This window comes from Aestuariimicrobium sp. T2.26MG-19.2B (assembly GCF_950101875.1).
GTDB classification, from domain to species: Bacteria; Actinomycetota; Actinomycetes; order Propionibacteriales; family Propionibacteriaceae; genus Aestuariimicrobium; species Aestuariimicrobium kwangyangense.
This window is the reverse complement of record NZ_CATNLW010000001.1, coordinates 553,333-571,612: the sequence shown is the minus strand read 5'-3', so window position 1 is coordinate 571,612 and position 18,280 is coordinate 553,333. Positions and strand designations below refer to the sequence as shown.

At 68.4% G+C, this 18,280-nt stretch carries 17 protein-coding genes and 1 tRNA gene; 6 read left to right on the top strand and 12 right to left on the bottom strand.

What is annotated here, in order from left to right; translation table 11 throughout:
• Nucleotides 1-4: 4 nt before the first annotated feature.
• Nucleotides 5-781: a DedA family protein gene (locus tag QQZ11_RS02675; RefSeq protein WP_022909424.1), complete on the top strand. Its 777-nt coding sequence runs from the start codon at nucleotides 5-7 to the stop codon at nucleotides 779-781.
• An 18-nt stretch (nucleotides 782-799) separates the two neighbouring features.
• Here QQZ11_RS02675 and QQZ11_RS02670 read toward each other — a convergent pair whose 3' ends face one another.
• A complete protein-coding gene (locus tag QQZ11_RS02670) occupies nucleotides 800-1,696 on the bottom strand; it encodes a hypothetical protein (RefSeq protein ID WP_284548537.1) in 897 nt (298 codons plus the stop codon).
• Complete coding sequence (locus tag QQZ11_RS02665) at nucleotides 1,693-2,415, bottom strand: ABC transporter ATP-binding protein (RefSeq protein WP_284548536.1); 723 nt, start codon at nucleotides 2,413-2,415, stop codon at nucleotides 1,693-1,695. Before QQZ11_RS02665 ends, QQZ11_RS02670 begins: the two co-directional genes overlap by 4 nt.
• A gap of 173 nt (nucleotides 2,416-2,588) precedes the next feature.
• Between QQZ11_RS02665 and QQZ11_RS02660 the strand changes: the two genes are divergently transcribed.
• Nucleotides 2,589-3,824: a histidine kinase gene (locus QQZ11_RS02660; RefSeq protein ID WP_284548535.1), complete on the top strand. Its 1,236-nt coding sequence runs from the start codon at nucleotides 2,589-2,591 to the stop codon at nucleotides 3,822-3,824.
• Nucleotides 3,818-4,483, top strand: a complete 666-nt coding sequence (locus QQZ11_RS02655) for a response regulator (protein WP_284548533.1) — start codon at nucleotides 3,818-3,820, stop codon at nucleotides 4,481-4,483. The genes QQZ11_RS02660 and QQZ11_RS02655 overlap by 7 nt, the downstream gene beginning before the upstream one ends.
• A gap of 111 nt (nucleotides 4,484-4,594) precedes the next feature.
• On the opposite strand, the gene QQZ11_RS02650 is transcribed toward QQZ11_RS02655, so the two are convergent.
• From QQZ11_RS02650 to QQZ11_RS02620, 7 genes are all read right to left on the bottom strand, one after another.
• Nucleotides 4,595-5,671 (bottom strand): ABC transporter ATP-binding protein, encoded by a 1,077-nt coding sequence (locus QQZ11_RS02650; protein WP_245558813.1) that lies wholly within the window; start codon nucleotides 5,669-5,671, stop codon nucleotides 4,595-4,597.
• Entirely contained in the window at nucleotides 5,658-6,677 is a 1,020-nt protein-coding gene (locus QQZ11_RS02645) for an ABC transporter ATP-binding protein (RefSeq protein ID WP_051139623.1), read from the bottom strand. Before QQZ11_RS02645 ends, QQZ11_RS02650 begins: the two co-directional genes overlap by 14 nt.
• Nucleotides 6,674-7,594 (bottom strand): ABC transporter permease, encoded by a 921-nt coding sequence (locus tag QQZ11_RS02640; RefSeq protein ID WP_026377739.1) that lies wholly within the window; start codon nucleotides 7,592-7,594, stop codon nucleotides 6,674-6,676. The genes QQZ11_RS02645 and QQZ11_RS02640 overlap by 4 nt, the downstream gene beginning before the upstream one ends.
• Nucleotides 7,595-7,604: 10 nt before the next feature.
• Nucleotides 7,605-8,591 (bottom strand): ABC transporter permease, encoded by a 987-nt coding sequence (locus QQZ11_RS02635; protein WP_022909430.1) that lies wholly within the window; start codon nucleotides 8,589-8,591, stop codon nucleotides 7,605-7,607.
• 47 nt (nucleotides 8,592-8,638) lie between these two features.
• Nucleotides 8,639-10,285 carry an ABC transporter substrate-binding protein gene (locus tag QQZ11_RS02630; protein ID WP_026377740.1) on the bottom strand — a complete coding sequence of 549 codons (1,647 nt, stop codon included), beginning with the start codon at nucleotides 10,283-10,285 and terminating at the stop codon, nucleotides 8,639-8,641.
• Between the two features lie 49 nt (nucleotides 10,286-10,334).
• Nucleotides 10,335-11,480, bottom strand: a complete 1,146-nt coding sequence (locus tag QQZ11_RS02625) for an ROK family transcriptional regulator (protein WP_284548532.1) — start codon at nucleotides 11,478-11,480, stop codon at nucleotides 10,335-10,337.
• A 146-nt stretch (nucleotides 11,481-11,626) separates the two neighbouring features.
• Nucleotides 11,627-12,334 (bottom strand): class I SAM-dependent methyltransferase, encoded by a 708-nt coding sequence (locus tag QQZ11_RS02620; RefSeq protein WP_284548530.1) that lies wholly within the window; start codon nucleotides 12,332-12,334, stop codon nucleotides 11,627-11,629.
• A 258-nt stretch (nucleotides 12,335-12,592) separates the two neighbouring features.
• Between QQZ11_RS02620 and QQZ11_RS02615 the strand changes: the two genes are divergently transcribed.
• A tRNA-Thr gene (locus QQZ11_RS02615) sits at nucleotides 12,593-12,665 on the top strand.
• Nucleotides 12,666-13,145: 480 nt separating this feature from the next.
• Here the strand turns inward: QQZ11_RS02615 and manA are convergent.
• The gene (gene manA / locus QQZ11_RS02610; protein WP_284548528.1) at nucleotides 13,146-14,330 is read right to left on the bottom strand and encodes a mannose-6-phosphate isomerase, class I; all 1,185 of its coding nucleotides are present in this window, start codon (nucleotides 14,328-14,330) and stop codon (nucleotides 13,146-13,148) included.
• Nucleotides 14,327-15,391: a Gfo/Idh/MocA family protein gene (locus QQZ11_RS02605; protein WP_284548527.1), complete on the bottom strand. Its 1,065-nt coding sequence runs from the start codon at nucleotides 15,389-15,391 to the stop codon at nucleotides 14,327-14,329. Before QQZ11_RS02605 ends, manA begins: the two co-directional genes overlap by 4 nt.
• A gap of 165 nt (nucleotides 15,392-15,556) precedes the next feature.
• Between QQZ11_RS02605 and QQZ11_RS02600 the strand changes: the two genes are divergently transcribed.
• Nucleotides 15,557-15,850 (top strand): DUF3263 domain-containing protein, encoded by a 294-nt coding sequence (locus QQZ11_RS02600; RefSeq protein WP_022909435.1) that lies wholly within the window; start codon nucleotides 15,557-15,559, stop codon nucleotides 15,848-15,850.
• Here the strand turns inward: QQZ11_RS02600 and QQZ11_RS02595 are convergent.
• Complete coding sequence (locus QQZ11_RS02595) at nucleotides 15,777-16,328, bottom strand: hypothetical protein (protein ID WP_284548526.1); 552 nt, start codon at nucleotides 16,326-16,328, stop codon at nucleotides 15,777-15,779. The two genes, QQZ11_RS02600 and QQZ11_RS02595, sit on opposite strands and share 74 nt — an antisense overlap.
• A 213-nt stretch (nucleotides 16,329-16,541) precedes the next feature.
• On the opposite strand from QQZ11_RS02595, the gene groL reads away from it, so the two are divergent.
• Nucleotides 16,542-18,167, top strand: a complete 1,626-nt coding sequence (gene groL, locus QQZ11_RS02590) for a chaperonin GroEL (protein ID WP_284548525.1) — start codon at nucleotides 16,542-16,544, stop codon at nucleotides 18,165-18,167.
• Nucleotides 18,168-18,280: the final 113 nt, after the last annotated feature.

The following is an 18,280-nucleotide window of genomic DNA, read 5'->3' as shown; positions in this document are numbered from 1 at the left end:
CGGCGTGACCGAGCCCAGCGACCTGTCGAAGCTCCCCCCGCCAGCCGTGGCCGCGGTGGAGGAGAAGGTCGGTGCCGTAACGGGCGGGGCCGGTGCCGAGCAGGAGTGGTGGCAGGCGGAGGGAATGCCGTGGAAGCAGCAGCCCACCCGCGCCGACAAGTGGTGCATGGGCTGGATCGTGTTCATGGGATTGTTCGGGCTCGCCCAGCTGCCCCTGCGTGGGTGGCTGTTGGGGCTGGACCCGCCGCTGCTGTTGGCGCTGACCGGGTCGCGGACCGGTGCGGCTGCCACCGGGGCACTGGCCTCCCAGCACCTGGCCCCCGGCTGGTGGCCGATCGCCGGGGTGCTCGGGTCGCTGATGAGCATCAAGTTCGACTGGGTGTTCTGGTGGGCCGGCAAGCTCTGGGGTCGCGGCATGATCGACATCTGGGCCGGTCGCAGCCAGCGCGCCGCCCGCCACTACGCGCGGGCGGAACGCTGGGCCGGGAAGCTCGGCTGGCTCGGCATGTTCGTGGCCTACGTGCCCATCCCGTTGCCGTTGATGCAGGTCATCTTCGTGCTGTTCGGGGCCTCGGGCATGAGCTGGAGGAAGTTCATGCTGCTCGACTTCCTCGCCTCGACTCTGTGGCTGGGTGTCTACTTCGGATTCGGCTGGATGGTCGGCGAGCCCGCGGTCGCGCTGCTCAAGACCTACGCCAAGTACGCCAACTGGGTCGCGATCGCCCTGGTGGTCTTCGTCGTGTTCACCACCTTCCGCAACGGTGCCAAGCAGAAGCTCTGAGCAGGCAGGAGCTCTGACTCACTTGGCCTCGCGGCGAAGGTTGCGCACCACCCCGATCACGATCGGGACGACCACCCACAGCACCACGGCGGTGGTCAGCTTCCACCAGCCCAGGTGCACCGGCTGGTCGGAGTAGAGCACCAGGGCGGCGCGGTTGAGGTCGATCCAGTTCATCACCGACTGGGCGTTGCTCCCCAGCAGTCCGACCGCACCCAGCAGGTTCGGCAACGCCATGTAGGTGACGATCGCCGCGGGAGTGTTCATCAGCAGCAACCCGAACCCGGCGGCCATGGCGTTCGACAGCACGAACGTGGCGGCGAGCCCGAGCAGGGTGGTGGCATCGTTCGTCCAGTCGACGGTCTGCTGGGTCAGGGCTGCTCCGGCAGCCGAGCTGACCACCGACAGCCCTTGGGTGAGCAACCAGCCCACCACGGTGATCGCGAGGGCGACAGCCCCCTTGGCCGCGAGGATTCGTCCGCGGCGTGGCTCGATGGCGAAGGTGGTCAGCGTGGTGCGCTGCCCCCATTCCTGGGTGAAGAGCAGGATCACCATCACCGGCACCAGCAGGTTGATCGGCAGGGCGATGAACGAGGACGGCGTCGACCAGACGGTGTTGCCCATCACGTCGGAGAACTGACGGTAGAAGATGGCCAGTGCGACTGCGACGGCGAGGGCACCGAGCAGCGCGATCCCCAGCAGGAACATTCCCGCCCGGGTGTCGAGGAACTTGCGCAGTTCCACCCGCACGAGGCGGCCTAACCCGATCCGGTCGGCGACGGCAACGGGGGCCAGGGTGCGGATGGAGTGGGAGGCCTGCTGGGTCGACGCCTGGAACGACGGGGCCGGCGCAGTGGGCTCCGACGGCTGGCCCGGCAACGAGGGCGCGGAGGACGAGGAGGGCTGGGTGGTGGTCATGCTGCGTACCCTTCGCGGGAGGTGGACATGGTGCGTTCGAGGAACATCTGCTCGAGGTCCTGGCCCTCGCTGAGCAGTTCCTGGATGGAGCCGTCGGCGACGATTCGGCCGAGGCCGATCATCACGATCCGGTCGGCCACCTGCTGCACCTCGTGCAACAGGTGGGAGCTGAGCAGTACCGTGCCGCCCCGGTCGGCGAACCCGCGCAGCAGTCCCCGCATCCAGTGGATGCCGTGGGGGTCAAGTCCATTGGCCGGCTCGTCGAGGATCAGCACCTCGGGATTGCCGAGCAGTGCGTGCCCGATGCCCAGTCGCTGGCGCATGCCGAGCGAGTACTGCCCCACGCGCATCTTCGCCTCCTTGGTGGTGAGGCCCACCAGGTCGAGCACGTCGTCGACCCGGTGCTTGTCGATGCCCATGGCGAGCGCCCCGAGGGCCAGCACCTCACGCCCGGTCCGTCCGGCGTGCTGGGCGGACGCGTCGAGCAGGATGCCGACGTGGGCGGCTGGATTGCTGATGGCCGCGTAGGGCCGTCCCAGCACGGTCACCTCGCCTGCGGTCGGACGGGTGAGCCCCACGGCGCACCTCATCAGGGTCGACTTGCCCGCCCCGTTCGGGCCGAGGAACCCGGTGACGAGGCCGGGCTGGGCGGTGAACGAGACATTGTCGAGCGCTGTGACGGGGCCATAGCGTTTCGTGAGGTTCGTGACGGTGATCATGGGCACCACTGTGCTCAGGCCGAGTGGTCGGTGACCACGGGCGAAGGGCTGGTTGCGAGCCGACCTCCGGCCGCGGTGCATCGTCCAACTGCGAGGGCAGCATCGACCAAAGTCGTCGGGGCGTCGACCTGGGCGGCGCCGACCCGGGCGCCGACGCCCCTAGGCTGGCGAGCATGTCGTCCCTCACCGCTCCACCCCCTCCCCGATTGCGCGAGTGGGACCTGGTGTGGCGCTACGGGATCTGCATCGCCATGTACGTGGTGACCCTCGTGGTCACCGTCACAGTGCGCGGGGACTCGCCCGAGTTCCACCTGCCCTGGTGGCTCTTCGCCGTCAACGCCGCGCTCGGCCTGGTGGCCCTGGGCATCATCAGGTTCCGCCACCGACACCCGGTCGCGATCGCCGTCGTCCTGGTCGTGATGAGTGTCGCGGGCAGCACGCTGACGACCGTGACGGCCTGGGCCCTGGTCCACCTGGCCATGAGGCGACGGTGGCGCGAGATCGTCCCGATCACCGCCCTCGGACTGCTGATGGGCGTGGTCGCCGTCTTCCTGCAGGTGGACGTCTTCCGGACCGTTGACCCGGTGGGCATCCCGCGGTGGCTCGTCTATGCGCAGGCGCTGATGTGGGTGGTGCTGGGCATGGCCGTTGAGGTCTCCATCGGTGTCTACCTGGGCGCGCGCAGAGCCCTGATCCAGTCGCTGCGCGATCGTGCCGAGCATGCCGAGCGCAACCAGGAACTGCGCGTGCTGCAGGGGCAGGCGGCCGAGCGCAACCGCATCGCCCGCGAGATGCACGACGTGCTGGCCCATCGCATCTCCCTGGTCAGCATGCACGCCGGGGTGTTGGCCTACCGCACCGATCTGAGCGCCGACCAGACCCGTGAGATCGCGACGCTGATCCAGGAGAACGCGCACCAGTCCCTCGCGGAGTTGAGGGCCGTGCTCGGCTCGCTGCGCGAGGACAGGGTCGGTGACACCCAGGCCACCTCCGGGGCCCCGTCTGGCGACACCATCGAGAAGCCGCAGCCGACCCTGGCCGACATCCCCGACCTCGTCGAGGACGCCCGGGCCGCCGGGGAGAGGATCGACGTCGTGAGTGAGGTGGAGCACCCCGAACTGCTGCCGACGCTCGTGGGCCGCCACGCGTACCGGGTGGTGCAGGAGGCGCTCACCAACGCCCGCAAGCATGCGCCCCACGCGCGGGTGACCCTCAGTCTGAGCGGTCGCCCCGGTGAAGGGCTGCTGATCCGTTGCGCCAATCCGCTGGTGCTGACCGACTCCGGGGTGCCCGGCGCCGGAGTGGGACTGCTGGGGTTGGCGGAGCGGGCGCAGGTGACCGGCGGGCGGATCTCGTACCGCGAGACCGCCGACCGACGATTCGAGCTGGAGGTGTGGTTGCCATGGTGAACGAAGCGACGATCCGGGTTCTGCTGGTCGACGACGACCCATTGGTGCGTGCAGGTCTGCGGCTGATCCTGGGTGGCAGTCCCGACATCGAGGTGGTGGCCGAGGGCGCCGACGGCTCCGAGGCCGGGCCGCTGGTGGCCCAACACCGTCCCGACGTCGTGCTGATGGACATCCGGATGCCGCGCCTCGACGGACTGGTCGCCACCGAGCAGCTGCTCGCTCGTCCCGACGCCCCCAAGGTCGTCATCCTGACCACCTTCGACGCCGACTCGATGGTGCTTCGGGCCCTGGCGGTCGGGGCGTCCGGGTTCCTGCTCAAGGACACACCACCGGCACGCATGGTCGAGGCGATCAGGCAGGTCGCGGCGGGGGAGCACAGCCTCTCGCCGACCGTCACCGCCCAGGTGATCGCGGCGGCCACCCACGGTCAGGTGTCGTCCCGCAAGGACGAGGCCAAGGCCTCCCTGTCGCTGTTGACCGAGCGGGAGCACGAGGTCGCGCTGGCGATCGGACAGGGGATGACCAACGCCGAGATCGCGCGCAGCCAGTACATGTCGATCGCCACCGTCAAGGCGCACGTCACCAAGATCCTCGAGAAACTGGGCGCCAGCAACCGGGTGCAGGTGGCGATCAGGGTGCACGACGCCGGCCTCTCCTGAGGCGGCTGTCCTCGACCCCTGAACCGCAAGCTCTCGCCTCCGGGGCCAAACTCTCGCCCCAGAACGCGAGAGTTCGTCCCGGAGGGTGGGAGTGTGCGTGGCGGGCCGGGCTCAGCCGACCGCGGCCATCGACTCCTCCCCGCGGCCCTCCTGCTCGGCGGCGACGTGGCAGGCGACCTCCACCCCCGGCACGAGTTCGAGCAGCGGTGGGGTGGTCGTCCGGCACACCGGCAGCGCCAGGGGGCAGCGGTCGGCGAAGCGACAACCGGGGCCGGGATCGATGACCTTGGGAGGTTCACCCTTGGCCATCTCGGCGGTGACGGTGAGTTCGGCGCGCGGGTCGGGCACCGCCGCCACCAGCAGCTGGGTGTACGGATGACGAGGGGTGCCGAGCACCTCGTCCACCGGCCCTGACTCCACGATCCGGCCGGCATACATCACCATCATCCGGTCGGCGACGTAGCGTGCGCTGGCGATGTCATGGGTGATGTAGAGCAGCGAGACGCCCTGCTCGTCCCTCAACGCGGCCATCACGTTCAGCAGCCCGATCCGGATGGAGATGTCGAGCATCGAGACGGGCTCGTCGGCCAGGATCACCTGGGGACGGTAGGCGAGGGCCTGGGCGAAACCGATCCGCTGGCGTTGGCCGCCCGACAGCTCGTGCGGGTAGCGACGCAGGATCTGTGCCGCCGGTGACAGTCCGACGGCGGTCAGCACCCGGGCCGCTTCCTCCTCCCTCTGGGAGGCCGGGATGTCGGGCCGGTGCAGGCTCATGCCACGCAGGATCGCGTGTGAGACGGGGTAGGCGGGGTTGAGGGAGCTGAACGGGTCCTGGAAGACCATCGGCACCGCCGCCCGGTAGCGGAGCACGTCGGCGCGTGAGCGCAGCCGGGACAGGGGCTCGCCGTCGAAGAAGATCTCCCCACTGGTGGGCGGGTGCACCCGGGCCAGAAGCCGGGCGATGGTGCTCTTGCCGCTGCCGCTCTCGCCGACCAGGGCGAGGATCTCGGAGCGTCCGATGCCGAAGGTCGCGTCGTCGACGGCGTGCAGGTGTCGGCGTCGGCGAAGCCCTCCGCCGACCCGGAAGGTGCGGGTGAGGGCGCGTCCCTCCAGCAGCCACCGGGGTTCCGTGGCGGCCGGGGGTTCCGTGCGGGTCTGGGTCGAGAGCTGTGCCTCAGGTTCGGTCAACGTCGTCACCCTCTCTGCTGGTCGTGGGTGTGGTCGCGTGGGACGAGTACGCCGGGTCGTGCAGCAGGCAGCGCGAGAGCACACCGTCCACGTCGTACAGCGGGGGGCGCGTGGTCGCGCACTCCGCGAAGGAGACCGGACAACGTGGCTCGAACCTGCACCCTGGCGGCAGGGCCGACAGGCTGGGCGGGGTTCCCGGGATGCCGACCAGGGCCTTGCGCTCCCCACGGATGGAGGGGAAGGCGTCGAGCAGTCCTTGGCTGTACGGGTGGGCCGGGTGGTCGAAGACCTGCCTCGTCGACCCGAACTCCACCACCTCGCCGGCGTACATCACCATCAGCCGGTCGGAGAAGTGGCTGACCAGCGACATGTCGTGGGTGACGAACAGCACCGCGAAGCCCAGTTGCTGCTGCAGTTCCTTGATCTGCAGCATCAGTGACCGCTGCGCCACGACGTCAAGGGCCGAGGTGGGTTCGTCCATGATCACCAACTCGGGGGTGAACAGCAGGGCCATGGCGATCATGGCTCGTTGGCGCATGCCGCCGGAGAGTTGGTGGGGGTAACTGGCCAGGTGGGCACGGTCGATGCCGACCAGTTCCAGCACCTGCTCCGATCGCTCCCGGATGGCCGCCTTGTCGCGTACCCCGTGGGCCTGCATGGTGTCGGCGAACTGTGCGCTGAGTCGGGCGACCGGGTTGAGGGCGTTCATGGCGCTCTGCATGACCACCGACAGGTTGCGCCACCGCGTCGGGGCCAGGGCCCGAGCCGACATGGTCACCATGTCCTGGCCACGGAACACCACGGACCCCCCGGTGGTGCGGGCCGGTGCCCGCAACAGTTGGGCGATCGCGAAGAGCAGGGTCGACTTGCCACACCCGGACTCGCCCACGATGCCGAGGAACTCGCCGGGGGCCACGGCCAGGTTGACGTGGTCGACCGCGGTCACCGGGCCGTTGGGGGTGTCGTAGGCCACCGACAGGTCGGTGACCTCAAGCAGGGTGCTCATGCGCGTCCTCTCCGACGCCGTACCGGTCGCAGGGCGGGGTTGCTGATCTCGTCGAAGGCATAGTTGAGCAGGGCGAACGAGGCGCCCAGCAGGGCGATGCACAGTCCTGGTGCGATCACCCACCACTGCTGGCCCGTCTGCAGGGCCTCGTTGCTCTGCGCCCAGTGCAGCATGGTGCCCCAGCTGACCGACGAGGAGTTGCCCAGCCCGATGAACTGCAGACCTGCCGCGGTCAGGAGGGCGTAGAGGGCGGCGCCGAGGAAGTTGGCCGCGATCAGCGAGACCATCGTGGGCAGCATCTCGAAGATGATGATGTAGGACGACCGTTCACCCCGTACCCGGGCCGACTCGAGGAAGTCACGGTTGCGCAGCGACATCGCCTGCGCCCTCAACTGGCGAGCCCCGTACGACCAGCCCGTGAGCACCAGCACCCCGATCACGACAGCCATGTTGCCCCCGCCGGCGTAGGCGGCGATGACGATGATGAGGGGGAACGCGGGGATGACCAGGAACACGTCGGTCAGCAGCGAGAGCAGGTCGTCCGCCCAGCCACCGAGATAGGCGGCGGAGACGCCCACGATCACCGACAGCACGCTGGCGAGGGCGCCGGCCACGACGGCGACGAACAGTGACAACCGCGTGCCGTAGACCAACTGCGACCAGATGTCCTGGCCGAAGGCGGTCGTCCCGAGCGGGTGCCCGGGACCGGGCGGAAGCATCAGTTCGAAGCGTTGGTTCGGGTTGTGGATGGTCGTGAAGACCTGCGGCACCACCGCGGCCACGACGAAGACCAGCAACAGGACGGCCCCGACCAGGGCCTTCGGGTTGCCGAGGATGGCCCGCACGATGCCGGAACCGGTCCGGGCACGGGTGGGCAGGGCCGGGTCGACCGGCGTTGCCACACTGACACTGCTCATGTGTTCCTCCTCAGCTCGCGGTCCGGACGCGGGGGTCGAGCCACGCGGTGAGGAAGTCGCTGATCAGCACCGCCACCAGCACGGTCACCGTGATCAGCACGAAGAGGGCCTGCATCAGCGGGTAGTCCTGGTTGTTGACGGCGCTGAGCAGCATGTAGCCCACGCCCGGGTAGTTGAAGGTGTACTCGACCAGGATGGAACCGCTGACGACGAACCCCAGCGACATCGCGAACCCCGACAGGTTGGGCAGCACGGCGTTGCGCGCGGCGTAGTGGATCATGATCTTCCGGTCGGGTATCCCCTTGGCCCGGGCCATGGTGATGTAGTCCTCGGCCAGGGTGGTGACGACGTTGTTGCGCATGGTGAGGATCCAGCCGCCGATCGAGATCAGCAGAATGCTGACCGAGGGCAGGACCGCGTGTTTGAGCACGTCGACGATGAAGGCTCCGTTCCAGCCCGCGTCGAGGATGGGGTCGTAGCCGCCGTCATTGGGCAGTGCACCGTTGGTGCCCAACGAGAAGACCAGGATCAGGATCAACCCCACCCAGAAGTAGGGCAGTGCCGAGGTGATCACGAACACCGGCGGCAGGATGCTGTCGACGATGCCGTTGCGTCGCCAGCCACCGATGGTGCCGATCAGCGTGCCGACGACGAAGGCGATCACCGTGGTCAGTCCCACCAGGCCCAGCGTCCACGGCAGGGCTTGGAGCACCACCTTCCCGACCTGGGTCGGGAAGAAGGTCAGCGAGATCCCGAAGTGGCCGGTCAGGGTGTTGCCCAGGTATTCCACGTACTGCACCAGGAGGGGCTTCTGGGTGTCCAGGCCGAAGGCGACCTCCAACGCCTTCAACGCCTCGGGGTTCACTCGTCCCTTGTAACGGGCCATCATGGCCTCGGCTGGATTGCCGGGCATCAGCCGGGGGACGAAGAAGTTCACCGTCAGGGCCACCCAGAGGGTGACCACGAAGAACCCCAGTCTCCGAAGGATGAATCTCATCGGACCCTCCTGGTGCAGTGCGCATCAGACATGTCGTGCGAACTCCCTCACGCCTTGGGCTTCAGCTTCAACAACACCTGCTCGACATCGGGGACCGCATACGGCGCGGGCAGCGCGTAGGGGTCCTCGGCCGTCGGCCAGCCGGTGAAGTCCTTGGTGTTGTACTGGAACCAGCTCACGCTCTCCAGCACCGGGATGACGGGAACCTGGGAGAGCATGACCTCCTGCAGTTGGTTCACGATCTCGTGCTGGCGCTTGTCGTCGGCTCCCGGGTACTCGTTGAAGAGCGCGTCGGTCGCCTTGTCGGAGTATCGCGAGTAGTTGGTCGACGCGTTCTCGCCCAGTGGCGCGGTGTTGCCGCTGTAGAGGTTCTGGCGCAGCTCGTAGTACGGGGCGGGGCCACCGGTCTGCGACCCGTAGGCCAGCTGGAAGTCACCCTTGTACAACTTGGTGTTGTAGGTCTGACCAGCGATGTTCTGCACGTCGAGGGCAATCCCCATGGGCTCGAGCTGCGACTTGATCTCCTGCAGTTCGGCCTCCCAGTCGGTGTAGCCGGCCACGCTGATGATGCTCAGCTTGAGCGGCTTGTCGGTGGAGTAGCCGGCCTTGGCCAGCAGTCCCTTGACCTTCTCGGAGTCCTGCTTGTAGCCGTACTTGTCGGCCGCGGCCTGGTCGAACCAGTCCTTGTGGGTGGGCAGCACGATGCCGGCCTGGTTGGACGAGGGCAGCTGCCCGCCGACACCGATCTTCGAGACCTGGTCCTTGTCGATGGCGTAGGCCAAGGCCTGCCGGACGGCCAGGTCAGTCGTCGGACCCTTCTTCAGGTTGAGGAAGATCTGCACGTTGGCGACCGGCGGGTACCAGTAGTGGTTGTTGGCCTTGTCCTTGTCGACGTAGTAGCGGTCGACGCTGGGGATGTACTGGCCGCCCCACTGTGCCTTGCCGGTGGCCAGGTCGAGGTTGGCCGGGCTGTTGTCGGTGTAGGACGGGTAGTTGATCGTCTTGACCGCGGGCTTGCCCTGCTGCCAGAACTTCTCGTTCGCCTGGTAGCGGATGTTCTGGGGCTTGCAGTCCGACACGGTGTAGGGGCCGCTGCCGATCGGCTTGGCGTCCGCGAACTGCACCGGGTCCTTGGCGGGCTCACCGGTGCTCCACACGTGCTTGGGCACGATCGGGGTCTGGTCGGCGATGTAGTAGAAGTACGGCTTCGAGGGTGTCGAGAACTTCATCGTCACCTTGTTGCCGCTGGCCTCCACCGAGGTCAGGCCCGACGACCAGAGGGCGTTCAGGTCGAGGCCCTTGTTGGCCTTCAGCAGGTTGAACGTGAACGCGACGTCGTCGGCGGTCAATGCCTGGCCGTCGCTCCACTTCACCCCGTCGCGGATGGTGAAGGTGAGGGTCTTGCTGTCAGCACTCCACTCCGAGGACTCCGCCACCATGGGCGTCTCCTTGGAGTTCTGCAAGGGGTTGACGTAGACCAGCGGCTCGTAGACGAAGCCGATGCTCAGCCCGCTGACGGAGGGGTTGAAGGGGTTGAACCCGCAGGTCCAGGTCGTTCCGCCGACGTTGGCGATGGTCAGGGAGGTCGACGAACCGCTCTTCTTCGTGTTGTTCGACCCACCACCCCCACTGGCGCAACTTGCGATCAGGCTGAGGATCGCGATCACCGCGATGACCAGCGTTGTGCGCTTCATCATCTGTTCCTCTCGTTGTTCGAGTGCGCCCGGCCGGCGACCTGGTCGTTCACCCGAAGATCTCTTCCTGCATCTGCCGCACGGCCGCGTCAACGGCGCCGTGTCGGACGGCGTCCGCTCGTCCGGTGGCCGGGGTGACCTCGGGACGGTTGTCGACCAACCCGTGCAGCGAGGTGGTCACCAGTCCGGCGAGTCGGTCCCCACCGGCGACGCCGATGTCGCCGGCGAGCACGACCAGTTGGGGGTCGAGCAGCGACACGGGGATCACCAGCGTCTGCGCGATGCGCGCGGCCAGTTCTGTGAGGAACCTCGCCGCTGCCGTGGACGCGTCGGTCCCGTCGTCCTCGGCGGTCGTCGCCGCGCGGACGGCGGCGCTGGCCTCGGTCGCGGTCACGCCGCTCGCGGAGGCCAGTGCCAGCACCCCCACGGAGTCGACGAGGCGACCGAGGATGACCCCGTCGGGCCCGATCGGTGCGGCATCGATCTCACCGGCCGCGCCGCGGGCGCCGCGGTGCACGCGTCCCCCCACGATGATTGCGGCGGCCACGCCTTGGTCCATCCAGAGCAACAGGACGTCGTCGCGGCCTCGCGCGCAGCCGTGCATGAACTCGTCGACCACGACCAGATTGACGTCGTTCTCGACCGTCACCGGGATGCCGAGCGCCTCGCTCAACCGGGCCGGAACGTCGAACCCGAGCCACTGGGGCATGTGTTCGGCGTGGGCCAGCAGTCCAGTGGCGGGATCGATCGAACCCGAGATGCCGACCACCGCGCAGCTGAGCTCGGAGACCTGGAGGTCGAGGGTGGCGGCGCCCTCGAGCACCGCCCGGCGAAGGTCGGCGATCGGGTCGTCCGTGGTTCCCGTCAGCGTGGTCTCGAACACCGTGGCGCCGGTCAGGTCGACGATGGCGAGGTCGATCGAGGTGGTGGTGACGTCGACGCCGACGGCGTGGCCCCGGTTCTCGTTCACCCGCCACAGGCGGGCATTGGGTCCCGGGCCGCCGTGCTCCTGGTGGCCGTCGGGACGAACCAGCTGTGCCTGCTCCAGCCGACGCAGCAGCTCAGCTGCCGCGGGCCGGGAGACGCCGATCTCGTCGGCGAGTTCGGTTCGGGACATGGGGCCGCGCAGGGCCAGGGCCTGCAGGGACGCTCGGTCGTTCATGGCCCTCAAGGCGCGGGGACCACCGATGCGCATGCCGTCCCCTCTCGCCCCAGAGCTGGCCGCCGTCGTCGGCGATCAATCATCTGGAAAGTTTCCAGATGGCTAGAGCATTCGCCCCGAGGGGGGCATCGTCAAGGGTTCCGAGTGAGATTGTTCACGCAGGCTGCACGGGATCTTTCTCACCCCCGTCCGAAGACCGCCACCAGGAAGGTGGACTCCTCCTCGAAGGGCTTGAGGTCCCAGGTGCTCAACCCCAGTTGCAGGCGGAGACCTGCCTCGTGTGCGTCGCGGATGAAGTCAGCGAACTCGTATCCCCTGCCCTGGCCGAAGCCGATGACTGCTCGTCCGCCGGGTGCGAGGTGCCGGGCGAACGCGCGCAACACGCCCACCCGGGTCGAGGCCGCCAGGAAGGTCATCACGTTGCCGGCGCACACGATCGCGTCGAATCCCTCGTTGATGCCGACGGCGGGGAGGTCGAGCAGGGCCAGGTCGGAGACCACCCAGGTCGCCTCGGGGTTCACCCGTCGCGCCTCGTCGATGAGCACGGGGTCGACGTCGACCCCCACCACCCGGTGGCCACGTCGCTGGAGTTCACCTCCCACCCGACCCGGACCGCAGCCCGCGTCGAGGATGTGCGCATTGCGCTGCACCATCGCGTCGATCATGCGGGTCTCGCCGTGCAGGTCGGCGCCGTTGGAGGCCATCGTCTTGAAGCGCTGGATGTAGCGGTGGCTGTGGTCGGGATCGGCGGATGTGATCCGCACCCACTGGCTCGGTTCGGGGCTTCCCGGCTCGGGCTGGGCCTGGCTGGGCCGGCGCTCGGTCGGCTGTATCGATGTCGGCTGCGTCGATGTTGGCTGGGTGGGGGGATTCTGTTCGGCTGCCACCCGGTGATTCTTGCAGGGCTCGCTCCGGGGCAACGCCTAGGGGTGGACTTGGCTCGACCGGGTGACCCGATCCAGCAGCCCGTTCCCGCTGTGACCGGTATGGGGTGCCGGAGGGCCATCGGCAAGCCAGTTCGGAGCGGAATGCGTCGGAGACTGTCGGTACGGACCTTCCGTGGCGGCTGCGGCGGTCGGGTCGCGGCCACTGGCCGCGGTGGGCCACAATGGTGCGAGCCCGCGCCGGGTCACCGGTGGGGCAGCGCCTCCTTAGCTCAGCGGCCAGAGCACCTGTCTTGTAAACAGGGGGTCGCGGGTTCGACTCCCGCAGGGGGCTCTCGTCGTGGGTGGGCGCCGATGCGGTTGCCCTCGTCCCGTGCGGTTGCCCCTGTTGCGCACCGCTTGCCCCATTTGCGCACCGGTTGCCCTCGTCCGGCGCAGTTGCCCTGTCCTACTCCGAGGGCAAGTGATCCTCGTGAGGGCAGCTGGCGCGGAACGCGGGCAAGCGGTCCGGGACGAGGGCAAAGGGCCCCCTCAGAAGCGCAGACGCGGTCTCAGAACCCGCACGCCGCACACTGCCAGGGAAGAATACGGCGGGTCACCCTTGCACTCGTCCCAGGTTGGAGCCTCGGTTCGGCCGGGGGTTGAGGCGTCCAGCACTCGGGGGGAGTGGGGCGATGAGTTGAAGGGTGACCCGCACTTCGAACGCTACAGTCGAAGCGGTTCGCATGGGGGGCGGGCCCCTCAATTTCTCCAAGACATTTACTGAGAGAAGCCCAGCATCACGTGCTGCCCCGGGCCACGGGCCACCCGGGCCTCAGACCCCAGCGGCAGCCAGGAATGCCGAACAGTTCCCGTCGACCTGCACCTGTTCACCGGCCGGGACGAAGACCGCCTTGCCCTGCACCAGTTCGATGGTCTCGCCCACGGTGGCCACGGCGGCGTGCCCCGCCACCACCAGCAGGATGCGGGCGCTGTCGAGAGCGGGAAGCATCACCGAGTGGTCGGCATGGGTGTCCAACTGCCAGAGGGCGAACTCGGGTGCCGGGGTGCGGAAGCGCAGCAGCCCGTCGGACTCTGGCTCGGCCCGGAGCACCTCGACGGGTCCGGCGGTGAAGTCGACCACCTGGACGAGGGCATCGACGTCGATGCGCTTGCTCGTGAGGCCGCCACGCAACACGTTGTCGGAGTTCGCCATGATCTCCACCCCGGTGCCCCTGAGGTAGGCGTGCATGTTGCCGGCCGGCAGGAAGATCGCCTCGCCCGGTTGCAGCTGGACCCGGTTCAGCAGCAGTGCGGCGAGGATCCCGGGGGAGGAGGGGTGGAAGGCGTCCAGCTCGACGGCGGTACGCGCGAACTGCCCCACCTCGCCCTCGTCGCCGACGTGATTGACGGCCGCGGCGACCACCTCGTTCACCAGGTGCACCCGACCGTCGTCGAGGCTGAGTACGTCGAGGAAGGTCTCCGCGAGGCCGGCGTCGCCGGAGCGTTGGGTGAGCGGACCGATCACCTGCTCGAGTCCCGGGATGGGACCGATCCGGTCGAACAGGTCTGCGGTCTCGCGCGGGTCGCGGAAGCCGCAGAGCGCCTCCATCTCGGTGAGCGCCACGATCATCTCGGGCTTGGGCCAGTCATCGGCATAGGTGCGCTGGTGCGAACCCAAGGGAATGCCGGCCTCGTTCTCGGCCGCGAACCCGGCCTCGGCCTGCTCGCGAGAGGGGTGCGCCTGCAGGCTGAGCGGTTGGTCGGCGGCCAGGATCTTCAGCAGATAGGGGAGGCGGTCACCGAAGTGCTCCCGACTGCTGGCGCCCAGGGCCTCAGGGTGGTCGGCAAGCCAGGAGTCGAGGGTGCCGTCACCCTCGACCACGGCCGGTCCGGCCAGGTGCGCCCCGAGCCAGTACTCGGCCTGGGGTTCCCCGGTCGGCTCGGTGTGCAGCAGCGTGGGGATCGAGTCGGTCGACCCCCAGGCGTAGTCCTTGACCACACCGGTGATGAGCTTCATCGGCCGACCGTCCCGGTGCCCACGCCGGCGCGCCACTGGTCGAGCAGTGCGGCCACGTCGAGCGAGGACTGCCAGGGCACCGCGGACGATTCCGCCTTGCCTGCTCGCAGGCATCGATGCACCTCCTGCACCTGCCAGAGGAAGCCGGCGTCCTGGGTGACGAACTTCTGTGGCTCCCCACCCTCGGGTGTGAAGGTCATCTCGAGGGGGGCGAGGAAGTTCTCCAGCACCAACTGGCCCTTCGTCCCGAAGACGCTCAGCCGCTGGTCGCCCCGTGCATCGATGGAGCTGACCAAGGTGCCGAAGGTGGTGCCACCGGGCTTGTCCCACGTCAGGTGGGCCACCGAGGTGGCGTCCACCCCCGTCCGCGGGTGTTCGGTGCCCTCAGCGGTGATGCCGGTGGGGGCGCCCAGCAGGACGTGGGCTGCGTGCATGGGGTAGACGCCCAGATCGAGGATCGCCCCACCGGCGAGCTCGGGGTCGAGCAGGCGGTGGCTGTCGTCCCCGTCGAAACGGAAGGCGAAGGTGCACCACATGAACCGGGGATCGCCCAGCGCGCCGTCGGCGATCAACTGCCGCGCCTGCATCACCAACGGGTTGCAGCGGGTCCACATCGCCTCCATGCAGAAGACCCCCTGATCCGCGGCGGTCTCGATGATGGAGCGTGACGAGTGAAGGCTCTCCGACAGCGGCTTCTCGACCAGCACGTGCTTGCCCGCGCGCATCGCCAACTCGGCCTGCTCGCCGTGCAGGTTGTGTGGCGAGGCCACGTAGACCACGTCGAGGTCGTCCCGGGCCACCAGTTCGGCGTAGGAACCGTGGGAGTGCGGGATGCCCCAGCGTCCCGCGAAGTCTGCAGCCCGTTCGGCAGAACGGGAACCCACGGCCACCAGCTCGGCCTCGTCCGGCAGGGAGGTGACTGCCTTGGCGAACTTCTCGGCGATGTGCCCCGGGGCGATGATCCCCCAGCGGACCTTCTCGCCGGTCACGGGCGTGATCGGACCGGGCGCCGGGGCCACGGGTGGGGCCGCGAGGGAAACGTTCGCTGGGGTGTCGCTCATGGGCCCATCCAAGCACGGGGCGGCGGTCACCGGCGCCCGGATCGTCCGGTTGTGGGACGGCTGCGCGCGGCCGGCTGGTGCTCCGCCCGCCCCCGCGATGGCTGGATCAAGAGGGTGCACGTGGTGCTAATGACAGTCATGTGATTCCGACCTAGAATGACGTCCATGTCAGCCGCCGCACCCGAGCCCCGCACCGCACTCGACGCCTCCGCCCTGAGCGAGCGCGACACCGCGATCCTGGACTTCGAGGACTCGTGGTGGGCTGCACCCCGCGGCAAGGACGCCGAGGTCATGGAGCGATTCGGGATCACCTCGACCGTCTACCACCAGATCCTCAACCGACTGCTGGACGACCCGGCCGCGCTGGCCCACAAGCCGCTGCTGGTCAAGCGCCTGCGTCGTCTGCGCGCCGCCCGCCGTGACCACCGTTCGGCCGGGCGCCTGAAGTCCGTGCGCTGAGCCCCACCAGTCGGCGTACCCCGTCGGCGAGGGGTCTGCGCGGCCGCTCGACGTAGCCGCCCAGCGCGAGGTCGGCCGCCCGTTCGAAGGCGTTCGCCGAGGAGCGGTCACCAGTGCGCAGCCACGACCACCCCATGGCCGCGGTGTACAGGGGGAGGAAGGGTGCACCCAGGCACAGCGTCCACTGCCACGTGTGTGACTCCTCGTGTTCCAGGGTGCCGGGCCATGCCGCCTCGGCGGCGGCCCAGGTCGGATGGGCGGTGATCACCACGCTGCCCACCGTGAAGGCGCCAGCCATGGGGAAACCGAGTCGGTACCCCTCTGCCAGGGTGAGCCCCCGCGGGCCGCGGACGATCCGGCTTCCCCCGGCCCGGGCGATCGCCAGTCCCATCGGGGTGGAGAGGTTGGCCCAGTTGCCGACGTTGCGCACCCGTTCCATCGCCGAGGGGCGGGTGCGGGTGGAGGAGGTGGGGGTCACGACCTCCATGCTGCCAGCGCACCACCCGCGACGGTGCGGGTGCGCGTCCACAGGACTCGAGAATCCTTTGCACTCGCATGGGGAGAGTGCTAAAAATGAGTTGGCACTCGATGCGTCCGAGTGCCACCGACAGGTCTGGTGAGGTCCCCATGGGCCGTCCGTCGCGGGCACCATGCCTGACGCACACGTATCCGACGCTGGAGGACTTACCCCATGGCAAAGCTCATTGAGTTCAACATTGAGGCCCGCCGCGGTCTTGAGCGGGGCATGAACACCCTGGCTGACGCGGTCAAGGTCACCCTCGGCCCCAAGGGCCGCAACGTCGTCCTGGAGAAGAAGTGGGGCGCCCCCACGATCACCAACGACGGTGTGTCGATCGCCAAGGAGATCGAGCTCGAGGATCCCTACGAGAAGATCGGCGCCGAGCTGGTCAAGGAAGTTGCCAAGAAGACCGATGACGTCGCTGGCGACGGCACCACCACGGCGACCGTGCTGGCCCAGGCGCTCGTGCGCGAGGGTCTGCGCAACGTCACCGCCGGCGCGAACCCCATCGAGCTCAAGAAGGGCATCGAGACCGCTGTCAAGGCGATCACCGACGAGCTGCTCAAGCAGGCCAAGCCCATCGAGACCCGTGAGCAGATCGCTGCCACCGCCTCGATCTCGGCCGCTGACCCCGGTGTCGGGGATGTCATCGCCGAGGCGATGGACAAGGTCGGCAAGGAAGGCGTCATCACCGTCGAGGAGTCGAACACCTTCGGCATCGACCTCGAACTGACCGAGGGCATGCGCTTCGACAAGGGCTACATCTCGCCCTACTTCGTCACCGACGCCGAGCGCATGGAGGCCGTGCTCGACGACCCCTACGTGCTGATCGTCAACTCCAAGGTCTCGAGCCTGAAGGACCTGCTGCCCGTGCTCGAGAAGGTCATGCAGTCGGGCAAGCCGCTGCTGGTCATCGCCGAGGACGTGGACGGTGAGGCCCTGGCCGGTCTGATCGTGAACAAGATCCGAGGCACCTTCAAGTCGATCGCCGTCAAGGCTCCCGGCTTCGGGGATCGCCGCAAGGCCATGCTGACCGACATCGCCATCCTCACCGGCGCCCAGGTGATCTCGGAGGAGGTCGGCCTGTCGCTCGACGGTGTCACCCTCGAACTGCTGGGCAAGGCCCGCTCCGTGGTCGTCACCAAGGACGAGTGCACCATCGTCGACGGTGCTGGCGATGCCGACCAGCTCGCTGGCCGCGTCTCGCAGATCCGCAAGGAGATCGAGAACTCCGACTCCGACTACGACCGCGAGAAGCTGCAGGAGCGACTGGCCAAGCTGGCCGGTGGCGTGGCCGTGATCAAGGTCGGCGCTGCCACCGAGGTCGAGCTCAAGGAGCGCAAGCACCGCATCGAGGACGCCGTCCGCAATGCGAAGGCTGCCGTCGAGGAGGGGATCGTCGCCGGTGGTGGCGTGGCCCTGCTCCAGGCCGCCAAGGCCGCCAACGTCGACGGGCTCACCGGCGACGAGGCTACCGGTGCCCAGATCGTGTTCTCGGCCGCTGGCGCCCCGCTGCGCCAGATCGCCGTCAACGCCGGTCTTGAGGGTGGCGTCGTGGTCGAGAAGGTCGGCTCGCTCGAGGCCGGCCACGGTCTGAACGCTGCCACCGGCGAGTACGTCGACATGATCGCCTCCGGCATCATCGACCCCGCCAAGGTGACCCGTTCGGCACTGCAGAACGCCGCGTCGATCGCCGCGCTGTTCCTCACCACCGAAGCCGTGATCGCTGACAAGCCCGAGAAGGCTGCGCCCGTCCCGGGCGGCGGTGACGGTGGCATGGGCGGCATGGACTTCTGATCCAGCCGTTCCGGGGCTGAGCCCCACCCGTACGAACGCCGGTGGGCGACCCTCCTTGTGGGGGTCGCCCACCGGTGTTTTTCTGCGCCTTCGGGCGAGGCTTCGGGCGTGGA